The sequence below is a fragment of the Leyella stercorea genome (genome assembly GCF_019052365.1).
Taxonomy (GTDB): Bacteria; Bacteroidota; Bacteroidia; order Bacteroidales; family Bacteroidaceae; genus Prevotella.
Genome location: NZ_JAHQUY010000036.1, coordinates 1 through 20796 on the forward strand (window position 1 = coordinate 1; position 20796 = coordinate 20796).

19 protein-coding genes are annotated in these 20796 nt (G+C 47.2%); 5 read left to right on the forward strand and 14 right to left on the reverse strand.

The window, feature by feature from the left end:
• Nucleotides 1-7: 7 nt before the first annotated feature.
• The gene (locus KTQ90_RS07750) at nt 8-451 is read left to right on the forward strand and encodes a hypothetical protein (RefSeq protein ID WP_407936607.1); all 444 of its coding nucleotides are present in this window, start codon (nt 8-10) and stop codon (nt 449-451) included.
• Between the two features lie 347 nt (nt 452-798).
• Here the strand turns inward: KTQ90_RS07750 and KTQ90_RS07755 are convergent, their stop codons facing one another.
• Together KTQ90_RS07755 and rd are read right to left on the reverse strand one after the other, a co-directional pair.
• Nucleotides 799-1401, reverse strand: a complete 603-nt coding sequence (locus KTQ90_RS07755; RefSeq protein WP_217317904.1) for a hypothetical protein — start codon at nt 1399-1401, stop codon at nt 799-801.
• Nucleotides 1402-1698: 297 nt separating this feature from the next.
• Nucleotides 1699-1857: a rubredoxin gene (gene rd, locus KTQ90_RS07760; RefSeq protein WP_022158529.1), complete on the reverse strand. Its 159-nt coding sequence runs from the start codon at nt 1855-1857 to the stop codon at nt 1699-1701.
• 443 nt (nt 1858-2300) lie between these two features.
• Between rd and KTQ90_RS07765 the strand changes: the two genes are divergently transcribed.
• The 3 genes from KTQ90_RS07765 to KTQ90_RS07775 are packed head-to-tail and all read left to right on the forward strand — an operon-like array spanning nt 2301 to nt 5156.
• On the forward strand, nt 2301-2459 hold the full coding sequence (locus KTQ90_RS07765; protein ID WP_022158528.1) for a hypothetical protein: 159 nt from the start codon (nt 2301-2303) through the stop codon (nt 2457-2459).
• 31 nt (nt 2460-2490) lie between these two features.
• Nucleotides 2491-4188, forward strand: coding sequence for an energy-dependent translational throttle protein EttA (gene ettA / locus KTQ90_RS07770; RefSeq protein WP_022158527.1), 1698 nt, complete (start codon nt 2491-2493; stop codon nt 4186-4188).
• Nucleotides 4189-4205: 17 nt separating this feature from the next.
• Entirely contained in the window at nt 4206-5156 is a 951-nt protein-coding gene (locus tag KTQ90_RS07775) for a ComEA family DNA-binding protein (protein WP_217317905.1), read from the forward strand.
• Here KTQ90_RS07775 and coaW read toward each other — a convergent pair.
• The 12 genes from coaW to KTQ90_RS07835 all read right to left on the reverse strand — a co-directional run bounded on the left by coaW (nt 5153) and on the right by KTQ90_RS07835 (nt 19009).
• Nucleotides 5153-5992 (reverse strand): type II pantothenate kinase, encoded by an 840-nt coding sequence (gene coaW / locus KTQ90_RS07780; RefSeq protein WP_217317906.1) that lies wholly within the window; start codon nt 5990-5992, stop codon nt 5153-5155. The genes KTQ90_RS07775 and coaW overlap by 4 nt on opposite strands.
• Nucleotides 5993-6018: 26 nt before the next feature.
• Nucleotides 6019-8019 (reverse strand): NAD-dependent DNA ligase LigA, encoded by a 2001-nt coding sequence (gene ligA / locus KTQ90_RS07785; protein WP_217317907.1) that lies wholly within the window; start codon nt 8017-8019, stop codon nt 6019-6021.
• Complete coding sequence (locus KTQ90_RS07790; RefSeq protein WP_217317909.1) at nt 8016-9035, reverse strand: iron ABC transporter permease; 1020 nt, start codon at nt 9033-9035, stop codon at nt 8016-8018. The genes ligA and KTQ90_RS07790 overlap by 4 nt, the downstream gene beginning before the upstream one ends.
• A gap of 35 nt (nt 9036-9070) precedes the next feature.
• Nucleotides 9071-9958, reverse strand: a complete 888-nt coding sequence (gene dapA / locus KTQ90_RS07795; protein ID WP_022158521.1) for a 4-hydroxy-tetrahydrodipicolinate synthase — start codon at nt 9956-9958, stop codon at nt 9071-9073.
• A 91-nt stretch (nt 9959-10049) separates the two neighbouring features.
• On the reverse strand, nt 10050-10967 hold the full coding sequence (locus tag KTQ90_RS07800) for a DMT family transporter (RefSeq protein WP_217317910.1): 918 nt from the start codon (nt 10965-10967) through the stop codon (nt 10050-10052).
• Nucleotides 10968-11009: 42 nt separating this feature from the next.
• Nucleotides 11010-11741 (reverse strand): tRNA pseudouridine(38-40) synthase TruA, encoded by a 732-nt coding sequence (gene truA, locus KTQ90_RS07805; protein ID WP_217317911.1) that lies wholly within the window; start codon nt 11739-11741, stop codon nt 11010-11012.
• A 25-nt stretch (nt 11742-11766) separates the two neighbouring features.
• A complete protein-coding gene (locus tag KTQ90_RS07810) occupies nt 11767-12219 on the reverse strand; it encodes a hypothetical protein (protein ID WP_254359543.1) in 453 nt (150 codons plus the stop codon).
• A 35-nt stretch (nt 12220-12254) separates the two neighbouring features.
• On the reverse strand, nt 12255-12605 hold the full coding sequence (locus KTQ90_RS07815) for a hypothetical protein (protein ID WP_217317913.1): 351 nt from the start codon (nt 12603-12605) through the stop codon (nt 12255-12257).
• A gap of 151 nt (nt 12606-12756) precedes the next feature.
• The gene (gene pflB / locus KTQ90_RS07820) at nt 12757-14997 is read right to left on the reverse strand and encodes a formate C-acetyltransferase (protein ID WP_217317914.1); all 2241 of its coding nucleotides are present in this window, start codon (nt 14995-14997) and stop codon (nt 12757-12759) included.
• Nucleotides 14998-15083: 86 nt separating this feature from the next.
• Complete coding sequence (locus tag KTQ90_RS07825) at nt 15084-17435, reverse strand: ATP-dependent helicase (protein WP_217317915.1); 2352 nt, start codon at nt 17433-17435, stop codon at nt 15084-15086.
• A 29-nt stretch (nt 17436-17464) separates the two neighbouring features.
• Nucleotides 17465-18214 (reverse strand): monofunctional biosynthetic peptidoglycan transglycosylase, encoded by a 750-nt coding sequence (gene mtgA, locus KTQ90_RS07830; protein ID WP_217317916.1) that lies wholly within the window; start codon nt 18212-18214, stop codon nt 17465-17467.
• 120 nt (nt 18215-18334) lie between these two features.
• On the reverse strand, nt 18335-19009 hold the full coding sequence (locus KTQ90_RS07835; RefSeq protein WP_022158513.1) for a YiaD family glycine zipper/OmpA-like lipoprotein: 675 nt from the start codon (nt 19007-19009) through the stop codon (nt 18335-18337).
• A gap of 189 nt (nt 19010-19198) precedes the next feature.
• On the opposite strand from KTQ90_RS07835, the gene proS reads away from it, so the two are divergent.
• Entirely contained in the window at nt 19199-20680 is a 1482-nt protein-coding gene (proS, locus tag KTQ90_RS07840) for a proline--tRNA ligase (protein ID WP_022158512.1), read from the forward strand.
• Nucleotides 20681-20796: the final 116 nt, after the last annotated feature.

Below are 20796 nucleotides of genomic sequence, written 5' to 3' on the forward strand. Positions count from 1 at the left end.
GGGAAAGATTTCATTATGTACATTGTTTATGTGTCTGCCTATATTAGGACATGCACAAATCAAAGGTGGTCAAAATCTATTGGACTCCATTCACATAGAAGTAAAGGATATTGCACAGCAATTGGCTAAACAATATGTTGATGGTGTGTTAAGCAACACATACAAACTTTACAAAACTGAAAATATATACACATTCTTACGTCTAAACACAAGTAATGGAAAGATAGACCAGGTACAATGGAATTTAGACCATGATAAAGAGTTTATAACTGTACTGAACGACGTTGATCTGACCTATGGCATCAGCATCGGAAACAATAACGGCAGATTTGAACTTTATCCAACAGAAAACATGTTTCAGTTCTTATTGTTGGATAAAAACTTTGGAAGTATGTGGCATGTCCAATGGGGATTAGATAGTGAGAAACGTTGGATAGTGCCGATCAATTAGAATGTAGAATTTTCATTTTATAAGGCATCTCATATTCACAGGAACAGCCCAATCCCATTCACCTCAAATATACAAACATCTCGAAGCTGCCGGATTTCGTTAGAGTCCTGCAGCTTCATTCGTCTTGTACCTTTATAGAAGTCCTCCGTGAGAAGATAGGATTGACTACCTTGTTAGTTGCCTTGCACGCTTCTCGCAAGAGATGCATGAGCCAAAAGGTGCAAAGTGTAACGGAAGGAGGTGCTGTAGCAGTAGCCACGGCACTGGTAAAAGAAAAGCCTTCATCCTACGTTGGGGGCGTAAGACAAAGGCTTATAGAAAAGGTGCTTAGGCAGCTTTCCACTTCATTAATATCCAAAATAGTCTCCATTACCATTTTCCAAAGCATCCATAACATCATTCTCTGGGGAAGAGTCGGTTCGCTCATAATGGTCTTCATAATTATTAACAAAGGAACTATCAATGTTATCGTCTTCAATTTTGTCCTTTTTCGAGAACATTCTAGGATCACATTCATGCAAAAGCGCTGCTTTGCAACTTTTGTAAACTCTTAATTTTCCAGAACCGACAGGATATGAACTTCCTATTTCCCAATCAAGCATTGCAAGATATATTATTGTGAAAAATGGCGCCATAGGAGTCGTATCGACTTGAGGGCAATATTTTACAAGAGTCTTTACGATTGCTTCATCATAGTGACGTTGTGTTTGCTCATAAATCCAATCCAATATCTTTAAGAATTTATTAACAATTGAGCTATCATCACCAAAATAATACAATTCTTCAAGATAATAAGATGTATTAACTTTTATTTCTGTTTCTGGGTTTGGTAAATTGAATATAAAACCAGACTTAGTTACTACCTGTTTATGAGGTAGTGTCATATACCTATTATTGTCACGACAATATATCTCATGACCAAACATTGTTATTTTCTTATTATAGAACATATAAAATAGTTTTTGGATACAAAAATATAAAATATTTAGATTTTATACAATGAAAGCATAAAAAATTCATCTCACCCCACCAATCGCAATTGAATATAAATCATGCTGTAGGAACTTCTCGCAGCCGATATAGAGCGTATCGAAGGCATCGGTGCCATCGGTGCGGTGTTCGAGAAGATATTATTCGACGTGATGTTGTGCTTCGCCAGTACAACATAATAAAAAAAGCATTGGCATATTGGTTCTTAAAAGAGAACGCAATAATGCGCCAATGCTTTTTATCACAAAACCGGTTTCCTATGCCGGACTAAACTGATCCTTACCTACTCCGCAAAGTGGGCATACCCAATCCTCCGGGAGGTCTTCAAATGCTGTACCTGGCTCAATGCCGTTTTCAGGGTCGCCAACTGTCGGGTCGTATTCCCAACCACAAACATCACATATATACTTTTCCATAATAATTTTGTTTTTATTGTTTGACATTGCAAATATACACACAATACATTAAACGACAAAGAAAAACGCGTATAATTATTATTCGTTTGTAATTTTTTCATCCTTATTATGATTTATAAACCAAACAGATAGCTCTATTCAGAGATTTTAGGTTTTAATTTACAAGTTCTATAAATACAAGTAATAAATTGATTGCTGATATTATCCGGAAGCAGCACAATATCTATCCACCAACTGCAGTTGAAAGGACTTATTACCGCGCCGTGGTAACATCATTACCGCAATGCGGTTACGTTGTTACCGCACTTCGGTAACATTGTTACCACGAAGCTGTAACAAGCATTCAAAACAAAAGAAATACATATAATTTAAAGAAAAGATGCTGATTTATCGGATATATTCGTTAAATTTGCAAATGGAAACCCTAAACCATATTTATCACGATGAACCATTTTAAGCACGCAGGTCTGAATGAAGACAGCGATTATAAACGCGAAGAAATCATTCGTAAGATAGAACACGCCGTTGAGCGTATGACGCTCAAGGAGCTTGAAGCATTGTCGTACGACATGTTCACAAAAGGATATTTCGACAACTTGTAATTATTAACAGATAAAAAACCTATTTATATAAATGGCAACAGTAGACGACAAGAAAATCATTTTCTCTATGGTCGGGGTGTCTAAGATCATCCCGCAGAATCGCAAACAGATATTGAAGGACATCTACCTCTCGTTCTTCTATGGTGCCAAGATTGGCATCATCGGTCTGAACGGTGCAGGTAAGTCGACGTTGATGAAGATCATTGCAGGACTCGACCAGCCTACTCAGGGCGACGTTGTGTGGAGTCCGGGCTACTCGGTAGGTTATCTGCCGCAGGATCCGCCGCTCGACGAGACCAAGACCGTTAAGGAGAACGTTATGGAAGGTGTGCAGCAGGCATACGATGCTCTGAAGGAGTATGAGGAGATTAACGAGAAGTTCGGTTTGGAGGAATACTATGGCGATCCGGACAAGATGGACAAGCTGATGCAGCGTCAGTCGGAGGTGCAGGACATCATCGACGCTACGGACGCATGGAACATGGACTCGAAGCTCGACCGTGCGATGGCAGCCTTGCGTTGTCCGAAGGGCGACCTTCCCGTCACTCATCTTTCTGGTGGCGAGCGTCGCCGCGTAGCTCTCTGCCGTCTGTTGCTGCAGAAGCCGGACGTGCTGTTGCTTGACGAGCCTACCAACCACCTGGACGCTGAGAGCATCGACTGGCTGGAGCAGCACCTGCAGCAGTATGAGGGAACGGTTATCGCCGTTACTCACGACCGCTACTTCCTCGACGATGTGAGCGAATGGATTCTTGAGCTCGACCGCGGCGAGGGTATACCTTGGCACGGCAACTACTCTTCTTGGCTGGAGCAGAAGACCACGCGAATGATGCAGGAGGAGAAGCAGGCTTCGAAGCGCCGCAAGGCGTTGGAGCGCGAGCTTGAATGGGCGCACATGGCTCCGAAGGCTCGTCAGGCTAAGGGCAAGGCTCGTCTGAACGCTTACGAGCAGATGCTCGGCGAGGAGCAGAAGGAGCGTGAGGAGAAGCTGGAGATCTTCATCCCGAACGGTCCGCGTCTCGGCAACAAGGTGATCGAGGCTCAGCACGTGAAGAAGGCTTTCGGCGACAAGGTGCTTTTCAACGACCTCAACTTCATGCTTCCGCCTAACGGCATCGTGGGCGTTATCGGTCCGAACGGTGCGGGCAAGACTACTCTCTTCCGCATGATTATGGGCTTGGAGCACGCCGACGGCGGTACGTTCGAGGTTGGCGAGACTGTGAAGTTGGCTTACGTAGACCAGCAGCATAAGGACATCGACCCGAAGAAGTCGGTTTACGAGACTATCTCTCAGGGCAACGAGACAATACGCATGGGCGGCAGAGACGTGAACGCACGTGCTTACATCTCGCGCTTCAACTTTGCGGGCACAGACCAGAGCAAACTCTGCGAGACACTTTCTGGCGGCGAACGCAACCGCTTGCAGCTTGCTTTGGCTCTGAAGCAGGAAGGAAACGTGCTGTTGCTCGACGAGCCTACCAACGATATCGACGTGAACACGTTGCGCGCTTTGGAGGAAGGTCTTGAAAGCTTCGCCGGATGCGCCGTAGTGATCAGCCACGATCGCTGGTTCCTCGACCGTATCTGTACGCACATCCTTGCTTTCGAGGGCGACGGCGAAGTGTTCTTCTTCGAGGGCAGCTACTCTGACTACGAGATTAACAAGGCACGCCGACTCGGAAACGAAGAAATAAAGAAGGGTCGCTATAGAAAACTGATGGAAGACTAAACATAACACACGCCACAATGTTTCTGAAAGAATTCTTCTATATGCCGAGATCGGACAGACGTACCTTCACGTTTCTCTGCACTCTTATTTTGGTCGTAGCGATACTCTTGGGCGCTTTGTCTAATACAGACGACACAAGCAACAAGATTGAGAGCCCTGAGAAAGCTGCCAAAACAAGAGCTGAGAGATACGAAAGTAAGGACGCGAAAGACGAGGCAATGGACGAAAACAAAATAGGGTCGAAGTTGTTCTACTTCGACCCTAACACCGCTGACAGCACGCAGCTACTGCAATTGGGGCTGCGTCCTTGGCAGGTCCGCAATATATATAAGTACAGAGCGCGTGGTGGCGTGTACCAATGTAAAGAAGATTTTGCGTACGTCTATGGACTAACCGTAAAAGACTATAGACGTCTGGAGCCGTATATCCGTATCGGCGCCGACTATCTGCCGGCAAGTTCGTTGGCGGAGGTGAAGAACCGCAAACGGGGATACGAACGCAACAAAAGGTTTGAGAATAAGAGCGACGACGAGAACGCCACGAATGGCGAACAGAAAACATACACACCGAAGATACGCGTTGGAGAACACATCGAAGTGAACAATGCTGACACTACCGAACTGATGAAAATACCGGGCATCGGCAGCTACTACTCGCGACAGATTATAAGATACCGCGACCAATTGGGCGGATTTGTAAACAAAGAGCAGTTGCTGGAAATAGAAGACATGCCGGAGGATGCAATAAAATACATAGCTATCGACGAGAAAAGCATCCGAAAGCTACGTATAAACCAATTGACTTTATCGCAGTTGAAGCGCCATCCTTACATTAATTATTATATGGCTCGCGCAATAACCGACTACAGGCGTTTGCACGGAAAGATACGCTCAATGTCAGAGCTGAAACTCATGAAAGAATTCTCAAGCTATGACATTGAACGAATAAGTCCGTACATAGAGTATTAAAGCGTTGGTTTGTGGACATTAAGATAGCACAACGCCGCACCTATCGCTGTACAGAACTCTGAATATCTCGGGATGCGGAACTTCACGCCATAGAGACGTTCAGTAGCAGGGAACACATGGCGCACCTGCGGAAGAAGCGTTAAGTTGCCAATCATCACAAATTCCTTAATTCCGCTACCGAGCGACGAGAGAATCGTTGCGCTACAGATAGACTGCAACACCATCCAGATTAGTCCGAGCGCTATGTCCTCACGAGAAGCGTTCGTCTTCGCGTTGCCGAACAACGAAGCGATAGCGTCCATAGGAAGTCCCTGTAACGGGTTGGCGCAGATGTCCTTAATAAGCACATTGATATGCGAGAGGTCGCCTTCTTCGGCAAGCGCTGCCACCTGCTTTATGTCGTCGGTCTTCAGGAGCAAACGCGACAAACCCTGCAATGTGCCGCCGCCGATACCGATACCGCCAATATGCTTGATGTCGTCGCCGTCGCACTTAACGATTGACGTGCCCGTTCCGAGACTAACGACAAGCATACGATCAAGGTTGGTCTCGTAACGAGCGCCCAAACCATCTGCCAGAAACTCCTCCGCCTTGTCTGTAGGCAAGCCATAAACCGGCTCGTTGATATAAGCGCTGCCCACACCGGTAAGCATAACCTTCTCTACATCACCCAACTGGATATGATTGTCGTGCAGATACTTTCCGAAAGCACCATAAAGCGAAGTTACGGGGTCGGTAGCTCGTATTCTGATTGGTGATACGACATTGCCTTGTTCGTTGATACCTACGATTTTTGTAGTGCTAATGCCAACATCTATGCCTATTACTATTTTCATATTCTGTATTTAGGGTTTCTACATTATTATTCTAACATACTGAGGAATGTGTCCTCGTCTACGATTTGCACGCCCAGCTTCTCGGCTTTCTGCAGCTTTGACGGTCCCATATTCTCACCGGCAAGGATGAAGGACGTCTTGCCACTGATAGAACCAACGTTCTTGCCGCCGTTCTGCTCTATCATAGCCTTATACTCGTCGCGACTATGCTTAGAGAAGACACCACTGATGACGATGCTCTTTCCCTCAAGTTTGTTCGTAGTGTTAGCTATCTGCTCGGAAGAAAGCTGCATCTGCAAGCCGTATTCACGCAAACGGTTCACTATCTCAAGGTTCGCCGCATTGTGGAAGTAGGTAATGATACTCTTTGCTATCACCTCGCCTACTCCATCTACATCCATCAGCTGCTGCAACGAAGCGTTCTGCAGCGCATCCATCGACTTGAAATGGCGCGCCAACAGTCGGGCTGAAGTTTCGCCGACAAAGCGTATGCCGAGAGCAAAGACAACACGCTCGAACGGCACTTGCTTAGAAGCCTCAATGCTTGCCACAATCTTGCGAGCCGAACGCTCACGGTTGCCGCTGCCATTGATGTCCTGAACCTGGATGCAGTACAAGTCGGCAATATTGTGTATGAGTCCGCGACGATAGTAATCGTCAACGGTCTCAGGTCCTAACGAGTCGATGTTCATCGCCTTGCGAGCTATGAAATGCTCTATGCGACCCTTTATCTGCGGTGGGCAGCCCGTATCGTTCGGACAATAATGCGCAGCTTCGCCCTCGTAACGCACAAGCGGAGTGCCGCACTCAGGGCAGCAGTCAATAAACTTCACGGGCTGTGCCTCAGCCGAACGCTTCGATACATCAACGCCTACAATCTTAGGGATAATCTCTCCACCCTTCTCAACGTAGACGTAATCGCCGATATGCAAGTCGAGGTTCTTGATAAAGTCCTCATTGTTAAGCGTAGCACGTTTCACCATTGTACCGGCAAGTCGCACGGCATCCATGTTAGCCACCGGCGTTACGGCGCCTGTTCGACCAACCTGGAACGACACACTCTCAAGACGTGTCGTAGCCTGCTCAGCCTTGAACTTATAAGCGATAGCCCAACGAGGCGACTTGGCTGTATAACCCAAGTGTTGCTGCTGACGGAGCGAATTTACCTTAAGCACGATTCCGTCGGTAGCCACCGGCAAGTTCTTGCGCTCAACGTCCCAATAGTTTATGAAGTCGTATATCTCCTGAAGCGTCTTCACCTTGCGCATGCCTTGCGATATCTTGAATCCCCACTTCGCAGCCTCAGCCAAATTCTCGAAATGACCGTCAGACGGCAAAGTCTCACCAAGCAGATAATAGAGATAGCAGTCAAGATGTCGATCGGCAACGAGGCGTGGGTCCTGACTTTTCAAAGTGCCGCTTGCCGCGTTGCGCGGATTGGCGAACAACGGTTCTTCAGCAGCTTCGCGCTGAGCATTCAGATCATCGAACACCTTCCAAGGCATAAGAATCTCGCCGCGTATCTCAAACTTATCGGGATAACCCACATTCTCGTTGAGCACAAGCGGTATGCAACGGATAGTCTTCACATTGGCAGTAACATCGTCGCCTACAACTCCGTCGCCACGCGTAACGCCACGAACAAGGCGACCATTCTCGTAGGTAAGAGATATAGACAATCCGTCGTACTTCATCTCGCAGCACACTTCAAAATCTTCGCCTTCGAGTCCACGCTTCACCGACTCGTACCAGTCTTGCACATCCTGCTCGTTGTAGGTATTAGCCAACGAGAGCATCGGATACTTGTGCTCTACCTGGGTGAAGCCCTGTGTCAAATCGCTGCCCACACGTTGCGTAGGCGAATTGGGGTCATACAGTTCGGGATGTTTCTCCTCAAGCGACTGTAACTCATGCATCAATTCGTCAAACTCACGGTCGGTGACCGTAGGCATGTTCTGCACATAATAGTTGTGATTATATTCATGCAGCAACTTACGAAGCTGTTTTATACGTTCTATTTCATTCATAACGAATAGCTTTTCCTTGATATTACATATAATATTATGGGCACGCCGAGGAATGGTGTCACGGCATTAAGCGGCAACACACATCCATTACTGGGCAATACACATATAAAATTGCAGATTAAGGCGACGATAGCGCCAAGAAGAATTGTTGTTGGCATGATTAATCGGAAGTCGTCCGTACGCAACAACAGACGAGACAGATGCGGAACAGCCAAACCGATAAAGGCAATCGGTCCGCAAAAGGCTGTAGACAAAGCTGCCATTACACCGGTAAGCAACAAGATAATCGTGCGCAAACGCTTTATGTTTACGCCCAAATTCTCTGCATACCGACTACCAATCATCATTATGTTCAAAGGTTTCACAAGTAGAGACGACGCAGCTATGCATACTATAGACAAAATTGCATAGAAAGGCAACATCGTTTGTGAAACTCCAGAGAAATTACCCATTCCCCATTGCACATACGCTCGGACGCCGTCAGCAGATGCAAAGAAGTTCAGGAGCATCACGACCGACGAGGTTATGTAACCAAGCATAACACCAGCGATGAGCAATAAAGCGTTGTTACGGATGAGACTTGAAAGGAAAAGCATGACAAAAGTAACAGCCAACGCACCTAACAAGGCGGCAGTAAAGACTGCAGCAAAACCTGCTACAGACAAAGTTCCGATGTACAAGCCTCCGCCGAACATCAGCATGACACACGCTACGCCCAGACCAGCGCCGCTGCTTATACCGAGAATGGAAGAATCTGCAAGCGGATTGCGAAATATAACCTGCAGCATGAGTCCGCAAACAGACAGCACACTGCCCGTGAGAAGGGCTGTAAGGGCCTGCGGCAAGCGATAGCCCATAACGATATACTGCCACGAAACGTTAGACGCTTCATTTCCACTTAATATTCCAAGAACTTCGGATACTGGAATCCGTACAGCCCCATAAAAGATATTAAGAAGAAATAGCGCTAACACAACAACGCAAAGCGTAGGAAATATGATAACCTTGTGTGTCAAACCACATTTATTATATATAGCGAAATGCTATATAGTTATATTTTGAGAGTTTTCAGAATCTCTGTCATCTTCTGAAGCGTCGTGATACGAGTGGGGACAAGCGGCAGACGCAATACGTTCTCGATGAAACCCATCTCGTGCAGCAATGCCTTCACACCAGCCGGGTTTCCGTCGATGAAGAGCAGAGAATACAACTCTGTAAAACGATGATGTATAGTGCGTGCGGCTTCGTACTCGCCGTTAAATTCGAGACGAATCATGCGCGAAACCTCCTTCGGCAAAGCATTGCCGATAACAGAGATGCTACCTGCTGCCCCGCTCGCCACCATAGAGAACGTGAGAGCATCGTCACCGCTAATCACGTCGAAACGAGCCGGCTTGTTCTTTATAATCTCGTCAACCTGCTCCAAGCTGCCGCTGGCTTCCTTGATTGCTATGATATTCTCGCAATCGTTAGCCAAGCGAACTGTAGTCTCTGCCTTAAGGTTCACACCGGTACGTCCGGGTACATTATAAAGAACAACCGGCAGCGGACTTGCCTCTGCTATTGCCTTGAAATGCTGGTAAAGACCTTCCTGTGAGGGCTTGTTATAATACGGACAAACACTCAACACACCATCTATGCCACGCCAGTCGCTATTCTTCAGTTCTTCAACAATAGCCTTAGTATTGTTGCCACCACATCCCATAAGGAGCGGCAAACGTCCACGATTGACTTCGATTACAAGCTGTTTCACCTTTTCCTTTTCCTCAGCCGACAAGCAAGGAGCCTCGCTTGTCGTGGCAAGTATACAGAGGAAATCAGCGCCATTATCAATCTGATATTCCACCAAACGGGTTAATGATTTATAATCAACATTACCATCTGAAGTGAATGGCGTTATAAGTGCCACACCAAGTCCTTTAAATATATTTCGTGCCATAGATGTTTTCTTTATATTACGATTTGCCTACAAAGTTAACATTTTATATTGGATTGCCGAATAATGTAATTACTAAAAAACGTAAATTAAATTAGTGCGAGCCTATATACAAGAAAATCATTCCGAGTATAACGAACAGCATATCAATCAACTTACTTGTCAGGTTCTTCTCTTTGAACAACATCGCACCACAGAAGAAACTTACTACAACACTACCGCGACGCACCATTGACACAATTGAAATCATTGCACCAGGCAAACTCAACGCATAGAAGTATACGAAGTCGGCAATACTCAAGAAAATGCTAATAAACACAATACTCCAACGCCAATGAAACGGCGTTGTCTTCTTACGTGTAGGATACCAAATAGCGAATATTGCACAACCCATGAGGCAAAGCTGATAAATATTATACCAACTCTGCACTACCATTCTGCTCAGTCCCACTCCCCCATTCTCAGGCGGAGCCATAAGATACTTGTCGTACAATCCGCTGACAGCGCCAAGCACAGCGGCCACAACAAGAAAGAATATCCAGCGATTATGAGTGAAGTTGACACCCTCTTTCTTACCACTTCTACTCAAAAGGAAGAATGAAACGATAGCCAAAAGCACACCAATCCACTGCCATACGTTCAAGCGCTCGCCAAACACAAGCATCGCACCGACAAGCACCATAACCGGACGCGTAGCATTGATAGGTCCGACAATGGTTATAGGCAGATGTTTCATAGCGAAATAGCCGAATACCCACGAAGACAACACAATACATGCCTTCAGAATGATATACTTATGTTCAGCCCATGTGCTCTGTTCTACATAGAAAGCCGTTCCGTCAAGCACATTTGTAGTGGACGAAAGAACTATGAACGGAATAAAGATAAGGGTACAGATTACGGTATTAAAAAACAAGACAGGAAGAACGGCATTGTTGAGCAACGCCTTCTTCTTGCTTACATCATACAAGCCCAGCAACGCTGCTGAGCAGAACGCTAATATCAGCCACATAAAAGAAAAAAATGTAGGGGTGAGATATTATTACTTAAAATATTAATACTTTACGTCTTCTAAAAACAGCGCATTACCCGGCATACTCTCGCCTGCCGAGGAGCGATTTCCGCTGGCAACGACCTCACGGAACTGCTCGAGTGTGAGTCGGTGGCGTCCAACTTCTATCAACGTGCCCACAACTGCACGCACCATGTTGCGCAGGAAGCGGTTAGCAGAAATACGGAAATGCCAAGCACTCTCGCCATCGCGCACCCAAACGGCTTCAGAAACATCACAAAGAGTGGTTTTCACGTCGCTGTGAGCCTTGCAGAACGATCCGAAATCCTTAACAGTAAGCAAATAGCTTGCTGCCTCGTTCATCAAGTTGAAGTCGAGGTCGTAATGCATCTCGCAAGAATACTTCCTAAGGAAAGGGTTCTTCGAGGTGTGTATATAATAATGGTATGTTCGGAGTGTGGCGCTGAATCGTGCATGCATATCATCAGCAACCGGATATACGGAATGAACAGCTATATCGCGCGGCAACAAGCGGTTTAGCCTATAAGCCAATTGCTCACAATCTATGTTCCGATCTATTTCAAAGTGTGCCGTCATCCTACGTGCATGCACACCAGTGTCAGTACGTCCTGCACCGACAACACCTATTTCCATACGCAGAATCATAGACAAGGCCTTCTGCAACTCCTCTTGTACAGAGTTGCCATTAGGCTGTATCTGCCAACCATGATAATCGGTTCCGTCGTATGCGAACTCTATAAAATATCTACCCATCAGTTCTTAATGCTGCTATCTTCCTTTATTTTTTTTGAGCTTTCGCTTTTTTAAAGAACTGTCTGTGAAACTTACTCTCAGCTTTCAAGACCCTGAAAATCTTAGTCGCTGGCAGTATAGTCATGAAACGCTCATGATATGTCTGCTGAAGAACCTTCAGTTCAATATCATTCTTGTCACGTTTGCGAATAGCCTCAGCACATGCTTTCTCGTCTGTCGGATCTACATGGCGCAAACGACGTTCTTCGCCGAAATAAGCCAACTGCTTCTTACGCATCTCACGATAAACGGGGAAAAACGCAGAAGCCTCACTTGGAGTGAGACCTACTTCAGAAGCAATGAACTGCTCTAAATCCGCTTCAAACTTTGCCGGATTAAAGTTATGTTTTTTCTGCGCTGCAGCAGATGCGCTGCACAACACAAAAGCTACGACAAGCGCCAAAGTTCTAAGTACATATTTATCAAAAAGTGCTACCATTGATGTAATATTTTAAAATCTTTTATTATATGATTCTAATTATTAGCCAAAAGTGAATATATATCATCGTTGTCGAGCATTGTATAGTCGGCATATTCGTCTTCAGACAAGTTGTCGACATTCGATGTCTTTACATTTACAGCCACATGTTTGTTCTCTGTGGTTTCAGAACCGAAACCGATGTATGTAGCAACGCCGGCAACAACGCCAACCATACATGCCGCAGCCACGTAGCCACGCCAACGTTTCCAAAGAGAAACATCTTTGGGCTTTACTTCGACGCGTTGCATAAGCTCTGTGCGCAGACTATCGAAATAGCCTTCGGGCACCGTGAAAGGGTTCTGCTTTCCGCAACGATTCAATATATACTGTTCTTCATTATTCATAGCGTCTCCTTTTTTGATATTATGACGCATCGCGGACCATTTGGTTTAAAACCAGTAAAGGAAAATTTTTATTTTAACAATATGAGGCTGTAGTTCCTACATCATAGAAACCACAGCCTCTCAATTTATAGTTACGATTTAACGCTCAGAATTACATACCGAGGTTGATTGTACGCGAGAGCACATCGAGCTGCTGCTCACGTGTAAGCTTCACGAAGTTCACAGCATAACCGCTGACACGGATTGTAAGCTGCGGATACTTCTCAGGATGCTCCATCGCATCGAGCAGAAGATCGCGGTCGAACACGTTCACATTAATATGCTGTCCGCCAGTCGGTGTGAAGTAGCCGTCGAGCAAGTGTGTGAGGTTATCTGCCTGCATATCCTTTGTCTTGCCGAGAGCCGACGGAGCGATAGCGAATGTGTAAGAGATACCATCGCGAGAGTGCTGGAACGGCAACTTAGCAACAGATGCAAGAGCTGCAACAGCGCCCTTCACGTCGCGTGCGTTCATCGGGTTAGCACCCGGAGCGAACGGTACGCCCTTCTGACGACCGTCAGGTGTAGCACCAGTGTTACGGCCATACACAACGTTAGAAGTGATGGTCAGCAAGCTCTGTGTCGGAACAGCGTCGCGGTATGTGCGATGCTGGCGCAGATACTCCATGAATGTCTCTGTGAGCGATACTGCAATCTCGTCTGTCTCATCACAGTTGTTGCCGAACGGCATATATTCGCCCTCTTCAATCTTATAGTCTACTGCAAGACCGCTCTCGTCGCGGATGATGCGGATGCGACAGTTCTTCATTGCAGCGATAGAGTCGGCAACGATAGACAGACCAGCGATACCGGTAGCACGTGTGCGCTCTACATCTCCGTCGTGAAGCGACATCTCAAACGCCTCATAGTCGTACTTGTCGTGCATGTAGTGGATAATCTTCAGAGCGTTGACATAAGTCTTAGCCAACCAACGCATCATCTGCTCGAACTTAGGCATGAACTCCTCGTATGTGAGGTAATCACCAGTGATAGGAGCAAAGCGCGGAGCAATCTGCTCGCCCGACATCTCGTCACGACCACCATTGATAGCATAGAGCATACACTTAGCAAGGTTAGCACGAGCACCGAAGAACTGCATCTGCTTACCAATCTTCATCGGCGATACGCAGCATGCGATACCGTAGTCGTCGCCGAGATCAGCACGCATAAGGTCGTCGTTCTCATACTGGATAGCGCTTGTGTCGATACTTACCTTAGCACAATACTTCTTCCATGCCTCTGGCAGGCGCTCGCTCCAAAGCACAGTAAGGTTAGGTTCTGGCGACGGACCCATATTGTAGAGAGTGTGGAGGAAACGATAGTCGGTCTTTGTAACCATCGAACGGCCGTCGATGCCCATACCACCAATAGAAGCTGTAGCCCAAATTGGGTCGCCTGAGAAGAGATCGTTATATTCAGGAGTACGAAGGAAGCGTACGATACGCAGCTTCATGATCATCTGGTCGATGAGCTCCTGAGCTTCCTGCTCTGTGAGCGTGCCGTTCTTGAGGTCGCGCTGGATGTAGATATCCAGGAATGCGCAGACACGACCGAGCGACATAGCAGCACCGTCCTGATCCTTAACAGCACCGAGGTAGCCGAAGTAAGTCCACTGAACAGCTTCGCGAGCGTTTGTTGCCGGCTTGGTTACGTCGAAACCATAAGCAGCACACATGCGCTCAAACTGCTTCAAAGCCTGAATCTGCTCTGAAACCTCCTCGCGGTGGCGAACGATTTCCTCAGTAAACTCCTGGATGTCGATACGCTTGAAGTAGCGCTTTTTCTCCTCGATAAGGTTTGCTGTACCGTAGAGAGCTACACGACGGTAGTCGCCGATGATACGGCCACGACCGTATGCGTCGGGCAAACCAGTGATGATATGAGCATGGCGTGCAGCCTTGATATCATCGTTATATGCAGAGAACACGCCCTCGTTGTGTGTCTTGCGATATTTTGTAAAGATAGTCTTTGTTGCAGGATCAAGGTCGTAGCCGTATGACTTCAGAGCCTTCTCCACCATACGAATGCCGCCCTTAGGGAAGATACCACGCTTCAGAGGCACGTCGGTCTGCAAACCAACAATCACCTCACTATCCTTGTCGATATAGCCAGCACCGTAAGTATCGATGCTCTGAGGCAACTTTGTTTCTGCATCATAAACACCCTTCTCGCGCTCCACCTCGAACATCTTTGAAAGTACCTCCCAAAGATGGTTCGTACGCTCTGTAGGACCAACAAGGAACGACTCGTCGCCGTCATAAGCCTCGTAGTTAGACTGAATAAAATCACGCACGTCAATTTCGCGCTTCCAATTAGAACCTTTGAAATCGTTTTGCAAATTTTGAAGAATCATAAAATTTGTATTAAATGAATATTAGTGTGTAATCGATTGCAAAGGTACTAATTTTTCTATACATACACAATATTATTCTGTTTTTCCTACTTCAAAACTGTCAATCGAGCGAATTTCATGAGCAGAGTCTTGGTTCCTGCATTCTGAAACTCGATGGTAGCCTTCTCGTTCTCGCCCACTCCTTCTACAGCAACAACAGTTCCAAGTCCAAAGCGCTGATGCTCAACACGGGCACCGGCATATATGGTCTGTCGTTGTGAAGAAGCTGAGGCTTGCGTACGCTGAGTTGACGCCGAAGTCTGAAAACGCTGAGGCGCTGTCTGCAAACGACGGAAACCAGAAGGCATTGTGCTTTGGAATGGATTGCGCTGCGGCGCTTCATGATATGACCGAGATTGCGGACGTGACAGGAACGGTTGCGGCTGCCTTTCTGACGATTTAAACCCTGCGGCATTGCCTTCGACAGCCAAATACTGCTTGTCTATTTCCTTCAAAAAGCGACTCGGCTCGTTGAACATCATACTGCCATACTGATAGCGACTCTTAGCACACGACAAGAAGCAACGTTGCTCGGCACGCGTTATAGCGACATAGAGCAGACGGCGCTCCTCCTCCAACTCACGAACCGAAGAGCATGCACGCGGACTCGGGAAGATATTCTCCTCCAACCCTACAACGAAAACAGAATTGAACTCCAAACCTTTAGACGCATGTATTGTCATAAGCGACACACGCTCGTTTGAAGACGCATCATTATCGTTATCATTCTCTTCATCGCTGTCTGTAAGCAGAGCAACCTCTTGTAGGAAATTGGCGATATACACCTCGTCTTCATAACCTTCCTCGCGCTTTGTATCGACAAAGTCGTGCAGACCCGACATAAATTCCTCAATGTTTTCCTGACGTTCTGCACCTTCTATCGACTTGTCGGCTGCCAATTCGAACTTCAAGCCCGACTTCTCCAGAATCTCCTTACCCAAGCCGTATGCGTCGACTGTGCGATTGTCGCGTATAAACTCGTCAATGAGATAATAGAAACCAAGCACTTTTTTCTCGGTTCCGGCAGAAACGCCTGCATTATACATACTCGGATTGCCTACAACGTCCCACAAACTGACATTGCATGCACGCGACGCAGCTATAAGCTTCGAAATGGTAGTATCACCGATACCTCGTTTCGGATAGTTGATGACGCGCTTCAACGCTTCCTCGTCGTTCGGGTTTGCCACCAAACGGAAGTAAGCGATAACGTCCTTAATCTCCTTATGCTGATAGAAACTCATGCCGCCATAGATGCAATATGGGGTATCCTGACGACGAAGCTCCTCCTCAAACAATCGGCTCTGCGCATTGGTACGATAAAGCACAGCGATATCACGATAGGCGACACCATAGCGATTGTGCAAGCGACGTATTTCATTACACACGACACTCGCTTCTTCCTTATCCGAATAAGCTATGTTCAGATGCACCTTCTCGCCATCACCATTTTCGCTGAACACTTCCTTGCGTATCTGGCGTTGGTTATTGACAATAACGCTGTTAGCAGCTTTCACTATAGTTTGCGTAGAACGATAGTTCTGCTCTAATTTGAAGAGACGTGCACCTTCGTATATGCTCTGAAACTTGAGTATATTGTCGATGTTAGCACCACGGAAAGCATAGATACTCTGCGCATCGTCACCAACAACACAGATATTACGCTGCTCTTTCGTCAGGAGCGTCAGAATTGCCTGCTGGGCATAGTTGGTATCCTGATACTCGTCGACAAGAACATAGCAGAATCGCTCGGCATACTTTTTAGCAATTTGTGGATTCTCGGCAAAGAGTTTATAGGTAAAGAGAAGCATGTCGTCGAAGTCGACTGCATTGGCAGCCTTGCAACGTGCTGCATACATAGCGTATATCTGTCCTAACTTCGGCATACTCGAAACCTTGTCGCGCTCCATAAGATGCGGATCCGACATATACACCTCAGGCGTCACAAGACTATTCTTTGCAGCACCGATACGACCTAATATAGCAGAAGCCTTGTACTGCTTGTCGTCAAGCTGCATCTCCTTAATGATTGAGTTCACCACCCCACGCGAGTCGCCATCGTCGTATATAGAGAAGTTGCGCTGCAGACCGACAGCCTCTGCCTCCGCACGCAGTATGCGCAGAAATACGGAGTGGAACGTACCCATATTAAGATAGCGTGCGCGGTCCTCACCAACGAGTTCGGCTACACGACTCTTCATCTCGCGTGCTGCCTTGTTCGTAAACGTAAGTGCAAGGATAGACCAAGGAGCAAGTCCCTTCTGCAAGAGATATGCTATCTTGTAGGTCAACACACGAGTCTTGCCAGAGCCGGCGCCTGCTATGATAAGCTCCGGTCCGTCGGTATATTCCACAGCTGCAAGCTGGTTGGGGTTCAATGATTTAAGAAGAGTATCCACTATATTGCTTCGTATATAAGTTTCAAATATTATTTATGCCTGTTACGCTTGTACACTCCGCCCGACGCTGTCGACGGATCGTAGTCCTCGCCTTCTTTCGGGAAGAGCGGCATGAACTTCATCTCGTACTCTATCTTTCCGCGGCGGGCACGCATATAAGCAGAAGGATTGCTGCTGTCGAACTTGCGCGGATTAGGCAGAGTGGCGGCTATGAGAGCACACTCGGCACGTGTGAGCTCCTCTGCAGTCTTGCCGAAGTGATACTTGGCAACTGCCTCAGCGCCATAGATGCCGTCGCCCATCTCTATTGAGTTAAGGTAGACCTCCATGATGCGATGCTTGCTCCACAACGTTTCAATCAAAGCCGTGAAGTAGACCTCGAAACCTTTGCGCACCCAGCTTCTGCCCGGCCACAGAAAAACATTCTTGGCAGTCTGCTGCGATATGGTGCTTGCTCCGTACTTGCGCTTCGAGCTTCGCTTGTTCTGATGCACAGCCTTCTGTATAGCCCCGAAGTCGAAACCGTGATGAAACAGAAAGCGCTGGTCTTCACTCGCCATCACAGCCACCGGCAGCGAGCGCGATATATCGTCGAGCGGTTTCCACGAATGTCTCATCTTCATCGACTCGCCGTCTGCCACCTGCTGGAAGCAGCGGATAACCATAAGCGGCGTAACATATACCGGAATGAACCTATATGCCACAACCACAAGAATTGTAGAACTGAAAAACAAGGCCAAAGCCCACTTTATCAACTTAGAAACGATACCTAATTTCATACATTTGTTAAAACAAAAAAATAAGGCAGAGAAGGAATGCCAAGAAGAAGTTCCGAAGCATTTCTCCTTGACATCCCCACCACCTTAATTCTTATATGCGGTAAGTTTTATATACTTGCTTTACTTGAGTGTGCCTGCATTTGCAGCGTCAATCATAGCCTGACTTGCATAGAGATAAACCTCTACACGGCGGTTCTCTTTGCGGCCCTGAACAGTTGCGTTGTCTGCCACAGGCTCAGAGCTACCCTTACCAACCACTTTCTGAAGCTGAGAAGCCGAAACGCCGCAGCTCTTCAAGTAAGCCTCAACGCTCTGCGCACGTTTGTTGCTGAGCGGAATATTGATGCCGTCGTTGCCGGTTGAGTCGGTATGACCATAGATGTCAACGTACAACAAGTTGTTCTCCTTCAATGTCTTTGAGAAGTTTGCAAGAGCAGTTTTTGAAGCAGCGCTGAGGTCTGCCTTGTTTGTTGCGAAGAGGATGCCAGAGTCGAATGTCACCTTAACAGCCTCAAGACCGTTAGCGTCTGTCACCTTCTCTACCTTTGCGTTCTCCACCTGCTTTGCCTGTTCAGCCACCTTATCCATGTGATGACCGATGATAGCACCTGCGCCAGCGCCTACAGCGCCACCGATTGCAGCACCTACGGCTGTGTTTCCTGCGAGCTTACCAATGATGCCGCCAACAAGCGCACCGCCACCAGCACCAATTAGCGATCCTGTACCCTGCTTAGTGCCACAACTTACAACGGCAAGAACGCCCATTGCCATTGTTATCCCTGTAATTTTGTTCATTTCTTTGCGTAATTTTGATGTTAAAAAAGAGTTTTTATGCGTTTTACCACGCATTTATAACTGCAAAGATACTGGTTTTTTTGATATAGTGGCTATATTACAACAATTTTTTGTATTTTTGCAGTGCAAATTTAATGTAATCAACATTATTAAGATACTTAAGAACATAAAATTAATCATTAAAAAATAATGGCAAAAGAATTAAAACAACTTACAAAGCGCTCAGAGAACTACAGCCAGTGGTTTAACGACCTCGTTACAAAGGCAGACCTCGCTGAGCAGTCAGCCGTACGCGGATGTATGGTTATCAAGCCTTACGGATATGCTATCTGGGAGAAGATGCAGCACCAGCTTGACGTGATGTTCAAGGAGACCGGCGCACAGAACGCTTACTTCCCTCTGCTTATCCCGAAGTCGTTCTTCAGCCGCGAAGCTGAGCACGTAGAGGGATTCGCCAAGGAGTGTGCTGTGGTGACCCACTACCGTCTTCGTACCAACGAGGACAAGACCGGCATCGAGGTAGACCCGGCTGCTAAGCTCGAGGAAGAACTCATCATCCGTCCTACATCTGAGACCATCATCTGGAACACATACAAGAACTGGATTCAGTCGTACCGCGACCTTCCTTTGATGTGCAACCAGTGGTGTAACGTAATGCGCTGGGAGATGCGCACACGTCCGTTCCTCCGTACATCAGAGTTCCTCTGGCAGGAGGGCCACACAGCTCACGCTACAAAGGAGGAGGCTGAAGAGGAAGCAAAGAAGATGCTGCACGTTTACGCCGACTTCGCAGAGAAGTGGATGGCTGTACCGGTCGTTCAGGGCGTAAAGAGCGAGACAGAGCGCTTCGCAGGTGCGTTGAACACATACACAATCGAGGCAATGATGCAGGACGGCAAGGCTCTGCAGAGCGGCACATCGCACTTCCTCGGACAGAACTTCGCAAAGGCGTTCGACGTTACATTCCTCAACAAGGAGAATAAGCCCGAGTACGTATGGGCTACATCATGGGGCGTATCTACACGTCTCATCGGCGCGCTCATCATGACCCACTCTGACGACAACGGTCTCGTGCTTCCTCCGAAGCTCGCTCCTATCCAGGTTGTCATCGTGCCTATCACTAAGAACGCAGAGCAGCTGCAGGCTATCTCTGAGAAGCTCGCTCCGGTTATCAGCCAGTTGCGCGCAGCAGGTATCAGCGTGAAGTACGACGACGCAGACAACAAGCGTCCGGGCTTCAAGTTCGCCGACTACGAGCTGAAGGGTGTGCCGGTACGTCTCGTTATGGGCGGTCGCGACCTCGAGGAGAACACTATCGAGATCATGCGTCGCGATACTCTCGAGAAGGAGACACGCTCGTTCGACGGCATCGTTGAATACGTAGAGCAGTTGCTCGAGGACATCCAGGCTAACATCTACAAGAAGGCTCTCGACTTTCGCAACGCTCACATCTACGAGTGCGACAACTACGAGGAGTTCAAGGAGCGCATCAAGGACGGCGGCTTCTTCCTCTGCCACTGGGACGGCACAGCCGAGACCGAGGCAAAGATTAAGGAAGAGACTCAGGCTACCATCCGTTGCGTGCCGTTCATGTTCGAGCAGACTCCGGGTGTAGACATGGTTTCTGGCAAGCCGGCTACACAGCGCGTAATTATCGCTCGCAGCTACTAAGCATATAGAGTTTGATAATTCAGGTTTGCCGATTACGTTGTCGGCAATCTTGAATTATCATTTTTAGTTATCTATCAGAATTGCTATTTCAAACGAAAGCCCAACATAGTATAGAA